The 13,023-nt window shown below is 33.8% G+C and carries 20 protein-coding genes and 1 pseudogene; 6 read left to right on the top strand and 15 right to left on the bottom strand.

Annotation, left to right across the window (positions count from 1 at the left end):
• Window position 1: 1 nt before the first annotated feature.
• The 13 genes from ACQV2Q_RS04440 to ACQV2Q_RS04380 all read right to left on the bottom strand — a co-directional run bounded on the left by ACQV2Q_RS04440 (window position 2) and on the right by ACQV2Q_RS04380 (window position 8,321).
• Window positions 2-298 carry a MazG-like family protein gene (locus tag ACQV2Q_RS04440; protein WP_428882033.1) on the bottom strand — a complete coding sequence of 99 codons (297 nt, stop codon included), beginning with the start codon at window positions 296-298 and terminating at the stop codon, window positions 2-4.
• Window positions 299-850 carry a nucleotide modification associated domain-containing protein gene (locus tag ACQV2Q_RS04435; RefSeq protein WP_428882032.1) on the bottom strand — a complete coding sequence of 184 codons (552 nt, stop codon included), beginning with the start codon at window positions 848-850 and terminating at the stop codon, window positions 299-301.
• Between the two features lie 335 nt (window positions 851-1,185).
• Entirely contained in the window at window positions 1,186-3,285 is a 2,100-nt protein-coding gene (locus ACQV2Q_RS04430) for a DNA primase family protein (protein ID WP_428882030.1), read from the bottom strand.
• A gap of 20 nt (window positions 3,286-3,305) precedes the next feature.
• Window positions 3,306-3,791 (bottom strand): DUF669 domain-containing protein, encoded by a 486-nt coding sequence (locus tag ACQV2Q_RS04425; protein WP_428882029.1) that lies wholly within the window; start codon window positions 3,789-3,791, stop codon window positions 3,306-3,308.
• A 15-nt stretch (window positions 3,792-3,806) separates the two neighbouring features.
• Entirely contained in the window at window positions 3,807-4,730 is a 924-nt protein-coding gene (locus tag ACQV2Q_RS04420) for an AAA family ATPase (protein WP_428882028.1), read from the bottom strand.
• On the bottom strand, window positions 4,730-5,656 hold the full coding sequence (locus ACQV2Q_RS04415) for a lambda-exonuclease family protein (RefSeq protein WP_428882027.1): 927 nt from the start codon (window positions 5,654-5,656) through the stop codon (window positions 4,730-4,732). The genes ACQV2Q_RS04420 and ACQV2Q_RS04415 overlap by 1 nt, the downstream gene beginning before the upstream one ends.
• Entirely contained in the window at window positions 5,657-5,845 is a 189-nt protein-coding gene (locus ACQV2Q_RS04410; protein ID WP_428882026.1) for a hypothetical protein, read from the bottom strand.
• The gene (locus tag ACQV2Q_RS04405; RefSeq protein ID WP_428882023.1) at window positions 5,846-7,060 is read right to left on the bottom strand and encodes an SNF2-related protein; all 1,215 of its coding nucleotides are present in this window, start codon (window positions 7,058-7,060) and stop codon (window positions 5,846-5,848) included.
• Window positions 7,032-7,322, bottom strand: a complete 291-nt coding sequence (locus ACQV2Q_RS04400; protein ID WP_428882022.1) for a VRR-NUC domain-containing protein — start codon at window positions 7,320-7,322, stop codon at window positions 7,032-7,034. The genes ACQV2Q_RS04405 and ACQV2Q_RS04400 overlap by 29 nt, the downstream gene beginning before the upstream one ends.
• A gap of 55 nt (window positions 7,323-7,377) precedes the next feature.
• Window positions 7,378-7,593: a hypothetical protein gene (locus ACQV2Q_RS04395; RefSeq protein ID WP_428882021.1), complete on the bottom strand. Its 216-nt coding sequence runs from the start codon at window positions 7,591-7,593 to the stop codon at window positions 7,378-7,380.
• Window positions 7,583-7,756: a hypothetical protein gene (locus ACQV2Q_RS04390; protein WP_428882020.1), complete on the bottom strand. Its 174-nt coding sequence runs from the start codon at window positions 7,754-7,756 to the stop codon at window positions 7,583-7,585. Before ACQV2Q_RS04390 ends, ACQV2Q_RS04395 begins: the two co-directional genes overlap by 11 nt.
• A gap of 12 nt (window positions 7,757-7,768) precedes the next feature.
• Window positions 7,769-7,999 (bottom strand): hypothetical protein, encoded by a 231-nt coding sequence (locus ACQV2Q_RS04385; RefSeq protein ID WP_428882017.1) that lies wholly within the window; start codon window positions 7,997-7,999, stop codon window positions 7,769-7,771.
• A 130-nt stretch (window positions 8,000-8,129) separates the two neighbouring features.
• On the bottom strand, window positions 8,130-8,321 hold the full coding sequence (locus ACQV2Q_RS04380; protein ID WP_428882014.1) for a hypothetical protein: 192 nt from the start codon (window positions 8,319-8,321) through the stop codon (window positions 8,130-8,132).
• Window positions 8,322-8,383: 62 nt separating this feature from the next.
• Here ACQV2Q_RS04380 and ACQV2Q_RS04375 point away from each other — a divergent pair, with 62 nt between their 5' ends.
• Window positions 8,384-8,596: a hypothetical protein gene (locus ACQV2Q_RS04375; RefSeq protein WP_428882013.1), complete on the top strand. Its 213-nt coding sequence runs from the start codon at window positions 8,384-8,386 to the stop codon at window positions 8,594-8,596.
• Here ACQV2Q_RS04375 and ACQV2Q_RS04370 read toward each other — a convergent pair whose 3' ends face one another.
• A complete protein-coding gene (locus ACQV2Q_RS04370; protein WP_428882011.1) occupies window positions 8,597-8,737 on the bottom strand; it encodes a hypothetical protein in 141 nt (46 codons plus the stop codon). It abuts the gene before it with no gap.
• A 306-nt stretch (window positions 8,738-9,043) separates the two neighbouring features.
• Between ACQV2Q_RS04370 and ACQV2Q_RS04365 the strand changes: the two genes are divergently transcribed.
• The 5 genes from ACQV2Q_RS04365 to ACQV2Q_RS04345 all read left to right on the top strand — a co-directional run bounded on the left by ACQV2Q_RS04365 (window position 9,044) and on the right by ACQV2Q_RS04345 (window position 12,673).
• Window positions 9,044-9,361 carry a helix-turn-helix domain-containing protein gene (locus ACQV2Q_RS04365; RefSeq protein WP_428882009.1) on the top strand — a complete coding sequence of 106 codons (318 nt, stop codon included), beginning with the start codon at window positions 9,044-9,046 and terminating at the stop codon, window positions 9,359-9,361.
• Window positions 9,362-9,373: 12 nt separating this feature from the next.
• Window positions 9,374-9,775 carry an ImmA/IrrE family metallo-endopeptidase gene (locus ACQV2Q_RS04360; RefSeq protein WP_428882008.1) on the top strand — a complete coding sequence of 134 codons (402 nt, stop codon included), beginning with the start codon at window positions 9,374-9,376 and terminating at the stop codon, window positions 9,773-9,775.
• On the top strand, window positions 9,772-10,512 hold the full coding sequence (locus tag ACQV2Q_RS04355; protein WP_428882006.1) for a hypothetical protein: 741 nt from the start codon (window positions 9,772-9,774) through the stop codon (window positions 10,510-10,512). Before ACQV2Q_RS04360 ends, ACQV2Q_RS04355 begins: the two co-directional genes overlap by 4 nt.
• A 125-nt stretch (window positions 10,513-10,637) precedes the next feature.
• Window positions 10,638-11,732, top strand: coding sequence for a site-specific integrase (locus tag ACQV2Q_RS04350; RefSeq protein WP_428875899.1), 1,095 nt, complete (start codon window positions 10,638-10,640; stop codon window positions 11,730-11,732).
• A gap of 137 nt (window positions 11,733-11,869) precedes the next feature.
• The gene (locus ACQV2Q_RS04345; RefSeq protein WP_428875898.1) at window positions 11,870-12,673 is read left to right on the top strand and encodes a hypothetical protein; all 804 of its coding nucleotides are present in this window, start codon (window positions 11,870-11,872) and stop codon (window positions 12,671-12,673) included.
• A 76-nt stretch (window positions 12,674-12,749) separates the two neighbouring features.
• Here the strand turns inward: ACQV2Q_RS04345 and ACQV2Q_RS04340 are convergent.
• A pseudogene (locus ACQV2Q_RS04340) lies at window positions 12,750-12,832 on the bottom strand (IS3 family transposase); the annotation flags it as partial.
• Window positions 12,833-13,023 lie beyond the last annotated feature (191 nt).

Raw genomic sequence — 13,023 nt, 5'->3', positions numbered from 1 at the left:
ATTAATAAGCCTCCTTCACAAACACACCATCAACAACTTTACCTTTTCTATCCTTAATTTCTTCATACGCACTAGCCAAACATTCTTCAAAGTCTAATCCTGTCTGCATGCAGAAAACAATTAAAACAACAGTTATATCTCCAACTGCGTCTATCATTTCTTCACGGTCATTCTTTTCGTACGCATCTTTCAATTCATTGACTTCTTCTTGTAGCTTAACTAGTTGACCTGTACCGTCTAAAGTGTGCAAGTTGCGGTCTATGAACCACTGTTCTACTTTAGTGATTAGTTCTTGCATTTATTCGTCCTCCTCTTTCGTCACCCACATATAAGTCATAATGCAATAATTCGCTAAATCTAATAACGTATCTTTTACCTTTTCGTCTTCAACTTTAAATTCTTTACCCATCGCTGCGACGCCAATCCGTTCCATTTTTTCGTTTGCTCGCATATCAAAAGCCATTAAACCGTATTTGTTTAGATTACGTTCCCACGAATTGTTGTAATCGTGATTTTTGGCAACATAAGTTTCGTTTAGTTGTTTGCATATATCCGCATGAATATCGCCTAATGTTTTTGGCGCATTCACTTTTACTGGTGGTTTTATTTCAGCACCCATCTTCTTTTTCTTCCTTTCGATATTTGTCTCGCACCTGCCTGATAAGTGTTTCTTGTCATAAGATGATGGATTAAAATCAAATACCAATCCTTTATAAATCTCTTTACTTTCAGCATACTTTTGTAAGGTAGGATATCGAATTCCAAACCGCTCACATACTGCTTGCTTAGAAGTAAATAATTCTGTATTCCCTTGTTCGTCTGTTACTAAGACTTCTAATCCTTCACGCATTTTAAACCTCCTACATTTTAATTTAGCCCCCACTTTGTCCCCTACTTTAATTTAAAGTAGGGGCCACTATAAAACTTGATACAATAACCTTTAGAATAAAGTCCCCGACTTCCCCTACTTTTTTTGCCATTCTTTTTTGTTTTTGTAATAATAATCCCCTTATTAATTATTATTATTAATTATTATTAATATTTTTTTCTTAAAAGTAGGGGAAAATAAATATAGATATAGATAAACCCAATAACATCAAGCAATTACCCGGCCCCTACTTTTTTGAAAAAGTCGGGGAAAAGTCGGGGAAAAGTCGGGGAAAAGTCGGGGAAAAGTCGGGGCTATTATTCTTTAATGTACAATTTAACCCGTTTCCCAATTTGTTTTGTGTCTTTTACTACGTATCCAATATCTTTTAATTTTTGAGTGAAAGAAGTTACTTTTTGAGGTTTCATTCCATACATCATACAAAAATCTTGATAGGATTTATAAATCAACTTTTTGTCCATGTTGGGATCAATGCCTTCTTCGTCTTCAAACATCAATACCGAATCCACATCTTCTAAATAAGTCTTGACCATACTATCAACAATAGAATTTTTAGTTATTTTGCCACCGTTATGGCGAATGCTTTCCACGCCTTTAAGGGCAACATTTAATAAATAAGACTTTGCTTCTTTGGTGGTCAGTTTATCTATTAAACCAAAATCCGCCTTTTCAACAACGTTGTCACATGGAATTATCACCAGCCGCCTTTCAATCCCTCCCGTTTTATCTTTAAAGGTCGGCATATCATTGGCTGTAAAGATCAATGTCGCTGTATTTTGGAGTCTTCTAGGCGTTTGATAAATTGGACGTATCATAATAGTATTACCGGATGCTAACGCTTTAAAATTAGCTGACTTTTCTAAATAGGTCGCGTCAATATCATCCCCGATATTAACTATCTTGTCCTCTAGTTCTCCGACGCTGGTAGCGTCATTGAAATTATCTAGAGCGATATTACTTCCCATATCTCCAACCCACTCGTTCAACATCTCTAAGAAAGTTGATTTACCGTTAGCACCTTGTCTCCCGATAAGAAAGAAAACGGAATGAGGAAAACCTTTGATTAGGATAATATGTCCCAACATCTCTTCGACCGTTTTTCTTAAATCTGGCCGATCCATAACTAAGAAATTTAAAAAATCATCCACTTCTTTGCTATAGGCTTTCGGGTTATACTCCACATCTAATAAATAAGGCGTAAAATTATCGGACGCTCCTTGAACAATATGCCCGCCTTTAATCTGATAGCCATTAGCTAATTGAATGGAATCGATATCCCCCTCATATTCATCTGCATTCTTTGACAGCTGATGCAGCACTTCGTTGTCTTGGCTTTTTTTAAGCTTTTTAGACTCATTGATGGCCCTTAAAATATCGTTTTCATTACAACGCCATATAATGCCGTTTTTAACGTATATTTTATTTCTGTAGTAAACGACTTGATAATCACGAATAAACTCTTCGGTAAACTCAAACACATCAAATTCATCAGATTTTGATTTGGCCGAAAACTTAGATTTGAAGGTGTAGTTTGTATAAATGTCATCTACTTTTTTTCCTAAAAACTCGTTTAACTTAACCTGGTTTTCTTCAGCCCATTTTTGATTATCTAAAGCTAGCAGTTCAACATACTCTCTAGCCCAGTCTTCTTGTATTTCGCCAGTCAATACAGATTTACCAATGACCGAGATTGCTGAAAGGGCGTTTCCGTATTCTTCCAAGTTCTCACGCTCTCTGCCTATATAACCTCTAATCATTTGACTGGCTTGACGTTTGTTTAAAGGTGTTACATTTCTAAAATTTTCTGTATTAGCTGATTTTTTAGTTTTTTCAATTAGTTCTTCTGATGCCCAGGTGTTATGAAAATTAACTTCAATGACTTCCGTCCCACCATAAAAGATACGACTACAATCTTTCGGCGCAGGGTCTGCTTGTGGAAATTTTTTCATTAACCATTTATAAGTATTGGTTACCTGATTTGGGTCTCTTAGTATTTTGTCAATAAAAATAACCACTCTGAACTTTTGCCAATCGTCTTTATAGCTAAAGGACTTATAGATAAAAGCCGCATTGTGTTGGATCCAAGAACTTTGTAGAACGTCTTCGATTGTTACATAATCGTCTTCCGGAACTTTTGTCTTAACTCCGTTTTTAGCAACAGTGTTATCAAAATCTAGCATAAGTATTTGTTGGCCGATTAAGTTGTTCTTATTCCTCTTTCCGTTCATTACTCCTAAACAGACAGTGTGGCCAGCGGCCACTTTGTCTGCTAATTGTTTCGGAGTAACTACTTCTACTTCATCAACGATGGTCTGGCTGATTCTAGCAGCTTCACTTTCAACAGGCTTACGTTCGTATGGTATCGGATGAATATGTAGCTGATAATACTCAGCCATTTATTTCACCTCTTTCTAATTTAAAATGGCAATTCATCTTCTGCGTATTTTAAAAATTGATAATTTCTGTATGGGTTGGATGGATCCTTTTTATTCTTAGATTCAGTAATTTCTAATACAAACTGTTTACCCACTGCCTCTTTAGCAAAAGCATCTCCTAAGGATAGTTGATCTTCCCAATCATCATCTGAAAGATTGATATCGCATGCGAAAGCTAGTTGACTAATCATTTTAATATTCTTTGATAACAAGAAAGGATACTTTTTATATGACTCTGTTTCAGGGTCTACATTAATATTAATTAATTCATTGCGGTTATCGTATTCTCCGCCGACCACCTTGCAAGTGATGGCTACACAGTCATAACCACTTTCATAAACGACGTGTCCTGCTTTTTCAACGATTACATCGTACTCTCCGACAGGAATATTACCTTGACCGTTGGGATTGTCTTTCGCTGGGTCAAAGTTACCTAGAGTTTCCATTGCGATTTCTTTTAATGACATAATTATTTCCTCCTATTATTTAACTTTCGGTTTGCGGCGGGTTGAAACTGGGCCTTGGACAGATTTGTTTTCTGCGGCCTTAGATTGTTTAAACTCTTTTTGTGGTATTGCTTCTTCAATAGCTTCCTCAGCTTCTTCCGATGTTTGGACTTCCTCAGCGTTTGATTGAGGAGTTTCTTCTAAAATTTGCTTTTCTTCTTCCTCTTCCATCTTTTTAACTAATTTCTCTTGAACAGTCCGGTCTGTTTTTCTTGTTTTCTCAAAAGCGCCAGAAACACTATCTAAAATAGTGATGATACGCTCGTCATCAATATTCTCCCTCTTATAGTTTTTACGCTTGTCTTTAACTACTCGGATATAGTTTTTACCTATCTTCTTAGCTTGAATCATGTAATCACAATTTCCATTAACAATGTTCACGTGCTTTTCTTTAAGTGATGGTTTTTCGTAAGTCACGTTATTTTCTTCAAAAGTCATGATTCGACTAACATAAATAATATTTAGTGGCAATGCTTTTAGTTCGATAACAAGCTGCTGAAAAATATTGTTAAAGGCTGCATAACCTTTTCCATAACCAATATCCCCGATTGTTTCAACACCTTCTCGGTCACACACATATTGTTCGATCATTACTACAATGTCATCAATAACATCGAGCACAATCGTTTCAAAACTATGCTTAGTTGTTTGTAATTCCGTGATAATTTGGTCAAGCTGGTCTACTACTGATTGTTTAATTTTTCCGTCTTTCCCTCGAATGTTTCTTAATTGAATGGATGGATAAGGGTTAGCGCTGGCGTTTCCGTCTGTATCTAAAAATAACGGGTTAGGAAACTCTCCGGCTAAGTAAGATTTTCCGTTCATAGTAGCTCCATAGATAAAGAAGTTCTTAGGAGTGTCCACCACTTTTTGTGGTTTGTTTGCTGGTAGGATTGGCATTATTTATCATTCCTTTCTGTTAGTTTGATGTAACCTTTTCGATTAGAAGTTGTTTGATACTTTTCGTAAATATCCGGATGGTCTTCCTTAAACTTTTTGCTGTCAAATCGCTTAGATTGACTTGGTAAAACGCGGGTTACGATAAAGAACGGTGTTTCTATTTTCTTAACGTCGTTTTCTTCCATGTTTTGATAAAGCATTTCTTTTAACTGCTTCTCCTGATCTTCGAGATGTTTAACAAACTCTTTATAACGTATTAAATTGGGGGCTAATTTATTTAATTTCATCAAAGCAACGTCCATAGTTGTTCCAATTGTCATAAATTCAATTTCAGTCATATCTGGCTTTTCTCTTAGGTATTCAACCCTCACCCAGAAAGTTTCAATACTATCTAATATCTTTTCTTGATAGTCTTTATCCGCAGGCACTTCAACTATTTCTAATTGTTCATTATTGAAGTCTGTATCAAAGTTTTCTGGTCGCTCATACAAAGCTAGCCATCCCATCTCGCAACCTGTTTGAGCCATGTATAGCTGCATTTGAGCCTTGTAGACTTCTAGCTTAGGTTGTTTACCATGCGTTTTTATTTCAAGTAGCGTCATTGTTTCTAAATCAATACCGTCAACGTTAGAACGGATGGATTTTTCTTCATCGTGGTATGTATTCACGATAAAAGACATCTCATTAACCGAATTAATATAGTCTCTAATTTGAGGCTCCAATTGATTGCCGTATGTTGTATAAGCATTTCCTTGGAACTCGTTTTCTATGATGCCTAATTTTTCTTGAGCTAGCTGATACTGCGTTTTGTATTTATTGATCCCAAGAATAGTCGGAACGTCTGAGCCGCCAACATAAATATTTCGATCTTTAGTGACGTTGTCGTCTTGCTTTTGCAATCCAAAGCCATTAAATGTTTCTAACATTTAATCAACCTCCTCGATCTCAACATTTTCTATACCGTATTTAATAAATTTCTCCGCAATTCTTTGGATAGATATTCCTGTTTCTTGCTTTAACTCTTTTATCCCATCCAACAATTCAACATCAATAAAGATAGGTTTGGTTGCTTTTGCTTCCTTTTCTTTTGTTAAAATTAATTTTGGTTCCGCCATTTAAATCACTCCTAATTTTGTTTTTAAATATATTTTCTTATCAAAGTCTTTCTTACCAGCCAGAGCCTTCCAAACAGACTCCTCGATAGTCTTGTTAGTTGAGAATTGAAAGACTGTAACTTTCCTTTTTTGACCATTTCGATGCGTTCTTCCTAGAGACTGCGCATAATCTTGATAACTGTATGTAGGCGTGTAGTAGACGACAATATTTGCATACTGCAACTCGACCCCTGCACTCCCTGCTTGATACTGAACAAGCGTTACGCTGTTTTTGAGTTTCTCCCAATCCGATTTATGAGGTATGTTTTGCTTACTTCCGTTCACTTCAAATACCTTTTTATCTTTTGTGATCGATTTGATATTTTTGAGTTCGGAAATGTAGTTATAAAAGATAACGATGTTATTGTCTGTGGCTTCAAACAGCATTTCTAAGTACGCTAATTTGTCTTTAATGTTTGCGTGTTCTCTCAAACCGTGCAATAAAGCGGATGGATTATCATAAGCTTTATCTTCTAATACGCGGTCTTTTTCAATAACCTTGTACTCTTTGCTAGCCTTGAAATTTATTTGTTTAAATAGTATTGGTGGCAAATCTAATACATCATCTTTCTTGACGCTTGTAGTGAAAGATTTGTACCAGCCGAGCAGTTTATTCTTTTCTTTATAATCAGCTACGGCATTGATTGTTTTATTACCAAAAAACTTTTGTTCCCATATTCCATACTCGCGATTAAACTGAGTTTTATTCTTCGTAAAACCAAACATAATAAAATAATTGATCATATCGGCTATACTGTTTGAAGCAGGTGTTCCGCTTAGCAATAAAAAATGAGTGGAATACTTAGTAAGTTGATAGGCTGCTTTACCTCTTTGGCTGGTTGGGTTTTTAACGTAATGGCATTCATCAAATACGACAAAATGTCTATGGTATTGTTTCCACTTTTTAGCTAAGACTCCATAAGACAACATTTGATAGTTAATTTCTATAGAGTATCGTTCTTGAACCAATTTAATATCTTCATCCCATCCACCTTCTTTTATCTTTGCAGGCGGAGCGACAATCAATAATGGTTCTCCTTTGTTATGTTTAAGATAATGATGGATTGCCATTAATGTTTTTCCGGTACCAACATCACTAGCTATTAGATAATTAGGATTAGATGAATTCACTATTTCTTTTTGGAAGTTATATAAGATCGTGTCTTGATAACTCATTTTTAACAACCTCCAAACTGTTCGCCACAAAAGCTATCCCGCCCGCTTGATTAATTTGTTTAATTTTTAGTTTTTGTAAGGCACTAACCACTCCGCCTTTGGCCTTTTTTACTTCTATCGCTACAAACCTACCTTTCACACAAGCTAAAATATCGGGTGTTCCAGCAGGCATGTATGCTGAGCCATGTATTTTTAAATGATAAGCTCCTAAACTATCTAAATACCGTTTGATGCTGTTTTCCACCTTCTTTTCCTCTTTCAACTATTCGACCTCCATTTTTATGGTATAATTAACTCAGATATATTTTTCTAAGCGCCTAACCCCGCACGGTAGGTGCTTTTTCTTTTTGGAATTCAAATTCCATTTCCAATTGTTTAAACATCAATTCGCGTGAAATGACTCTTTTCTTGCCGCGGAATATGGTTAAATAAATTTGGTTGCTAATAAACCCACCATTATTAAAATGCTCACGTAAAAAATCACACAGTTCTTCGTCTAGTAAAATTGCTTGAAATAAAATTCTATCCACCATACCACCCCAACTCTTCAAAAAGTAATGAAACGAACGGCCATGCGATAATAAAGTAAAACAGAAAATTAAGAACGAAGTAAAGAATGTTATCTTGTCTTTTCTTCATTTCTTGCAATTTTTCTCTTTTTAGTCTTTCGCAGTTTTCTTCTAGTTTGATGTTCATTTGCGTTCCTCCTTACTTAAATTTTTCTGCATCCATTTTTCTAAGAAATTCAATAAATCTAGAGATAATTACTATCGTTGTTTTTTGTGTCGGTTTAATCACCCCGTCTGAAAATTCTGGATCTGCGTACATTTCTGAAACGTATCTAGCAGCTTGTTGTTTTCCTAATCCAATAATTACCTCAGGGAGTTTTTGTGTTGTTGTTGCAAACATTACATCATTTGGTATTGGTGTCAGTTCCATGATTATCCTCCCTCCTTTTAGACCTCACTTTGTCGCAGATTGAACAGTAAAACGTCTTTGTCTTTTCTGTTTGATTCGTGATCACCATTTCTTTATGACATGCTGGGCACTTCATAAAACTCACTCCTTTCTAAGCCAGTCCAAACATCTGAATAAGTTTCAGAATAATCTGATTGGATTTTGGTGTGTTTGACTTGCCAGTTAAAGCATTAAATATTTCTGGCTTACTGTAACCAGTCATGACAGCTAATTGTTCATAAGAAATTTTGTTTTCATCCTTATAATCTAAAACCCTTTGTCTTGCTTCGATTGTCTCTGGCATTAAATCAGCTCCTTTCTTAATTATTAATTTGATATACTCTCCTTTAGAAAGGAGGGAAAAATATGAAAGATACAATTAACGCTCATAAGTTTGCTAAAACTGTAGTATCTGCTCATTCTTTCGATGGCAGCATTGAAGAAATAGCTACTAAATCGTTAGAACTTTACAAAGCTGCTTTTGATGTAGTGGTAAAACATAACGAACCAATTATTGAAAAACAAATTCAAGAAAGCGAAGATCAACAAAAAGCTTTTAGAGAAGCATTCTTAAAATAATTATTTCGTTAGTAAGAAGATCTTGCACGCCATTGCGAGGTCTTCTTTTTTTATGTTGTTTTCAACCATCCACTTAATCAACTTTATATAAGTAGGTATGAAGCGAGTTTCTTTAAAATTTTCTAGCACTTCTTCATTCATTTCTTAACTCCTCCTCTCTCAAATTTATAATGTAAGGTAATTCGTTAGAATAACCGTTAAAAGCATTGACTTATTTTAGACTTTGTTTTAATATAAAAGCACAGTTAAATAAGGTACTTAAAAGCATTTGCAACTTACTAAAATCGTTCCCCAACGTTTTATGTATGTAAGAAACTGCTATTTTTAACTAACGGTATTACTAACGAATTAACTTACTGAACACAGTATATTAGACTTTGTTTTAATTGTCAAACAATTTTTAAACTTTGTTTTAATATTTGTGTTCTTATTGAAAGGATCATTGTTATGACACCATTTGATAGATTAAAGATTTTATGTGATAAGCAAGGAATTTCAATTAATGTTTTAGAAGAAAGAGTAGGCTTAGGACAAAACACACTATATTCCTGGAAAAAGAAAATACCTAGTGGACAGAACTTAACTAAGGTTGCAGACTACTTTAATGTGTCGATAGATTATTTGTTAGGAAGGACTGACAATCCAACTATTAAAGATGATGACGATTTTTTAGTAGCTGCTCATATAGATGGAGATTTCACTGAAGAAGAGATGGAAGATATTAGAGATTACATTGAATTTATAAAATCAAAACACAGAAGATAAGTGGGTGATTATATGAATGCATTTGAAAAACTGTTAGCGGAATTTGATAATGAATTAACATTTGTGTTTGATAAAGATATTCCTGATAAATTACCTGGCTTAATTTGTGATAAGACGGTTTATTTAAATAAAGATTTACCATTTGATAAAGCAATATGTGTTTTATCGGAAGAAATTGGTCATTATAAGACCTCTACTCCTAAAGATATAACCGATTACAGATTTAATGGTAAAGAGGAGCGTAAGGCCAGGAATTGGGGATATAAGAAGTTAGTACCCATTGAAAAGCTGAAAAATTTTATCGTAAAAAAGGAGAGCGTGATGCCATACGAATTAGCTGAAGAGTTTGGAATTACTGAAGAAGTCGCAGAAGAAGCTGTCCAGATGTATAGAGTAAAAGGAGAATTAGATTGAAGAAATTATTATCTTTATTATTTGTTGCAACTATATTTTTTAGCCTGTTGTTAAAAGTAAATGCTATGACAATTGATGAATACTCGGACTTGAATACCGAAGAAGCCACATTAACTTTAATTTTTGCAGATACTCTATCAGATGAGTTTTGGTTTAATTACGAAAAAGAAACTCGCACCTTTAATTTTGTTTCAACAACTCCTGACTTATATAATGCAGAAAAAGATAAAATTGTTAATGACTTTATTGAACTTAGTCAATATATCTCAGAAGAGTTAAGTGGTGGTTTTACACTAAATGTATACGATCCAATTAACTTAGATGAACCTTTTTCTGTTATTGTTGACGGGGAAAAAGTGATTAGTAAATCATTAAATACAGCCTCTAAAGATGCTACCGTCGATACAGTATATGGAAAAATCAACAAATCTGATAAGACTAAATTAAACGATAACTTATACAAAGATGAATCTGTACTGTTTAATTTAATTGAAGATGATGTAATCTCGCAAATAGAAATTCAATTCCCTGAATTTCACCCAAATATAAATTTGGACAAGGATTTTTTAGATAGTCACATGTTCTCGTATATGGAAGAAGATACAGAGTTAGTTTCTAATAAAAGTGAAACCGAAAAAATTTATAAGAGTAAACTCATTGATAAACTATATATAGTGTCTTATAAACTTGATGAAAATGGTGATGTAATTTCATTGATAATTAATAAAAATTTTTAAAACAAAAAACAGCCACAACTTCCCCCGCCAAGAGTTAGTTGTGACTATCTGATAAATACGAAAAGCCCCTTTTTAAAGGGTGTCTTTTCTGTACCCTATTATACCAAATGAAAGGAGAATTGACCATGTGGGTTGAAGATTTACCCAACGGAAAGTATAAATTTGTTGAGTGGTATTCCAACGAAAAAAATGGTAAAAGAAAACGTGTAAGCGTTACTCTAAATTCCAAATCTGCTCAAGCTAAAAATAAAGCTCAGCAATTATTGAATAACAAAATAGCTAAAAAGAAAACTTCAATAGAGACAAAAAATCTAAAATTCAAGGATTGTTTTACTGAATTCTTTGAATTCAAAACGAAACGTTGGGCCCCTTCCACAACTGAAAACATGCGGTCAACTTACAATGTCTATATAAAAACTGCTGATCTTTACGATTACTATCTTGATAAAATAACTATTCTTGATATTCAAAAATTACTAGACGATATACAGTACGAACAAAACAAATGCGCTCAAATTACAAATCGAGTGAAGCTATTAATTAGTGGTTGCTTTAAGTATATGTCTGTCTATCACGATTATACTTATAATTTAGAATTTTCTACTTTAAAAGTTAAACCAATAAAAAAAAGAAAGTCAATACAGTTCATAGATAGCAAAGACTTGCCAGGGGAATTAGCTAAAATACGCCAAGAATTAAACGAAATACAAGGGGATCTTATCGAGGTGATGATTTTAACAGGGATGCGCTTTGGAGAGGTCACAGCGCTCACAATTGACGATTTTAACGGTTCTGAAATAACAATAAATAAATCCATCGATTCCCGTTCGAAAAGAAAAGCAGGAACTACAAAAACTCCACATTCAAATAGAGTAATTCAGACCAACGATCGAATCAATGAGTTAATTAATAAGAATATAAGCTTAAATCGATTGCGCTTTGGCAATGAAGCTCGTTTAATATTTGCTAACAGAAATAATAATCCAATGCTTTTGACACCAATAAATGATAAAATAAAGAAAGTCAACAAAGATTATACTTCACATACCATGAGACATACCCACATATCATTATTAGTTGAAAATAATTTCGATATTAAGTACATCATGGATCGTGTAGGACACGCTGATGTGAAAACGACTTTGGAAATATATACTCATATTACTAAAAAGCAAAAAGAGGAAGCGAAAGCTAAACTGAATAAGTTGGTCACTTTTTAGCCCCTTTTATATAAACCATAATCTCTAAATCCTATTGTATCAAAGGTATAGGAGGTGTGGTTGTAACGTTGTAAATTATACCTTAGAATACTAATAGAAACAATTTCAATTATAAAATCCTCTTGAAAGGAAACTCAATGAACACAATTAATAACATACTTAAACATCCTTTGATGCAGTTAGTAGGCTATCCTTTGTCGTGGATTGGTTTTGGACTAACTACCGCTATTTATTCAGTGAAGCAAGTCGACTGGTTAGATCTTGGGCTTTTAGCACTAGTTGTTATCTTAAGCAATATGACTAACCATTACAATTATTATCATCATATTTTAAAAGATCCCAAGGCTAAATCACCTATTATATACTATCTTTTATTAATAGGTTTGCTGACAGCCGCTTTGTTCTTTATGATAAACCAGCACTACATTATAAATATTTTGTTAATTATATACATTATCATAATAGTGGTTCAGTACCAATTTGTCCCTTTAGTTAAGACCATTTATCATATACTATTAAATAGTTATTTTACTGGCTTTTTACTAAATATTATCGCCTACTATTCACAGGCGAATACTTTAAACAATAAAGCAATGATATCTTTTATACCCCTTATTATATTGATGACAGCTTTAGAAATAAATCAGCAGTTTCTTAAAGGAATATATAATTTTAAGATACTTGAAAGAAAAATACCCGTAAAGATTATATACATAGTCTTTTCAATGCTAGTACTAGCGAGTATTACAGGTGTTTACACCTCACTACCCACTCAGTCTTTCTACCTCGTTCAAATTCTATTCTTTGTAGTTACACTTGCTATTTACTTACCAAGCTTAATCCCTGTCAAGAAACATCACCGTATTCAAAACAAGCTGAATTATCAGGGTGCTATAAGTATAATTTTCATTGTTTTTTATAGTCTTAGTTATTTATTTTAGAGTAAAAAAAAGAAAACCCCCTTCTATTTTTAAAATGTACTGAACCCATAAATACGTCACTTTAATCAAATAATCTTTAAGCGGCTTGTAACCTGTATCGGATAGGAGACAAGCCGTTTAATTTTAGTTTAATTCTTAATGCTTGTAACATTCAATATATCCTTAAATCGTTTCAGCTCATTCTTCAATACTTTCAACCTTTCTCCATAATAGATTGCTTGTTTTAGAAGTCCTTAAAGACGTCTATCGTGTGGTCCAAGACCTTCGTTTCTCTCTCGATCAATCAGACCCTCTTATGTTTATGACTACCCTTTATCAGCCTTCAAATCAATCGCTTGCACCAAGGCTTA

The sequence above is a fragment of the Facklamia sp. P12950 genome (assembly GCF_050409465.1).
Taxonomy (GTDB): domain Bacteria; phylum Bacillota; class Bacilli; order Lactobacillales; family Aerococcaceae; genus Facklamia.
Note: the sequence above shows the minus strand (reverse complement) of the source record. Positions and strands in the feature narration are given on the sequence as shown.

Excerpts from the sequence above, each read along its gene's own strand:
- ACQV2Q_RS04440 (WP_428882033.1), bottom strand. The coding sequence starts at position 298 with ATGCAAGAACTAATCACTAAAGTAGAACAGTGGTTCATAGACCGCAAC.
- ACQV2Q_RS04435 (WP_428882032.1), bottom strand. The coding sequence starts at position 850 with ATGCGTGAAGGATTAGAAGTCTTAGTAACAGACGAACAAGGGAATACA.
- ACQV2Q_RS04430 (WP_428882030.1), bottom strand. The coding sequence starts at position 3,285 with ATGGCTGAGTATTATCAGCTACATATTCATCCGATACCATACGAACGT.
- ACQV2Q_RS04425 (WP_428882029.1), bottom strand. The coding sequence starts at position 3,791 with ATGTCATTAAAAGAAATCGCAATGGAAACTCTAGGTAACTTTGACCCA.
- ACQV2Q_RS04420 (WP_428882028.1), bottom strand. The coding sequence starts at position 4,730 with ATGCCAATCCTACCAGCAAACAAACCACAAAAAGTGGTGGACACTCCT.
- ACQV2Q_RS04415 (WP_428882027.1), bottom strand. The coding sequence starts at position 5,656 with ATGTTAGAAACATTTAATGGCTTTGGATTGCAAAAGCAAGACGACAAC.
- ACQV2Q_RS04410 (WP_428882026.1), bottom strand. The coding sequence starts at position 5,845 with ATGGCGGAACCAAAATTAATTTTAACAAAAGAAAAGGAAGCAAAAGCA.
- ACQV2Q_RS04405 (WP_428882023.1), bottom strand. The coding sequence starts at position 7,060 with ATGAGTTATCAAGACACGATCTTATATAACTTCCAAAAAGAAATAGTG.
- ACQV2Q_RS04395 (WP_428882021.1), bottom strand. The coding sequence starts at position 7,593 with ATGGTGGATAGAATTTTATTTCAAGCAATTTTACTAGACGAAGAACTG.
- ACQV2Q_RS04390 (WP_428882020.1), bottom strand. The coding sequence starts at position 7,756 with ATGAACATCAAACTAGAAGAAAACTGCGAAAGACTAAAAAGAGAAAAA.
- ACQV2Q_RS04385 (WP_428882017.1), bottom strand. The coding sequence starts at position 7,999 with ATGGAACTGACACCAATACCAAATGATGTAATGTTTGCAACAACAACA.
- ACQV2Q_RS04380 (WP_428882014.1), bottom strand. The coding sequence starts at position 8,321 with ATGCCAGAGACAATCGAAGCAAGACAAAGGGTTTTAGATTATAAGGAT.
- ACQV2Q_RS04375 (WP_428882013.1), top strand. The coding sequence starts at position 8,384 with ATGAAAGATACAATTAACGCTCATAAGTTTGCTAAAACTGTAGTATCT.
- ACQV2Q_RS04370 (WP_428882011.1), bottom strand. The coding sequence starts at position 8,737 with ATGAATGAAGAAGTGCTAGAAAATTTTAAAGAAACTCGCTTCATACCT.
- ACQV2Q_RS04365 (WP_428882009.1), top strand. The coding sequence starts at position 9,044 with ATGACACCATTTGATAGATTAAAGATTTTATGTGATAAGCAAGGAATT.
- ACQV2Q_RS04360 (WP_428882008.1), top strand. The coding sequence starts at position 9,374 with ATGAATGCATTTGAAAAACTGTTAGCGGAATTTGATAATGAATTAACA.
- ACQV2Q_RS04350 (WP_428875899.1), top strand. The coding sequence starts at position 10,638 with ATGTGGGTTGAAGATTTACCCAACGGAAAGTATAAATTTGTTGAGTGG.
- ACQV2Q_RS04345 (WP_428875898.1), top strand. The coding sequence starts at position 11,870 with ATGAACACAATTAATAACATACTTAAACATCCTTTGATGCAGTTAGTA.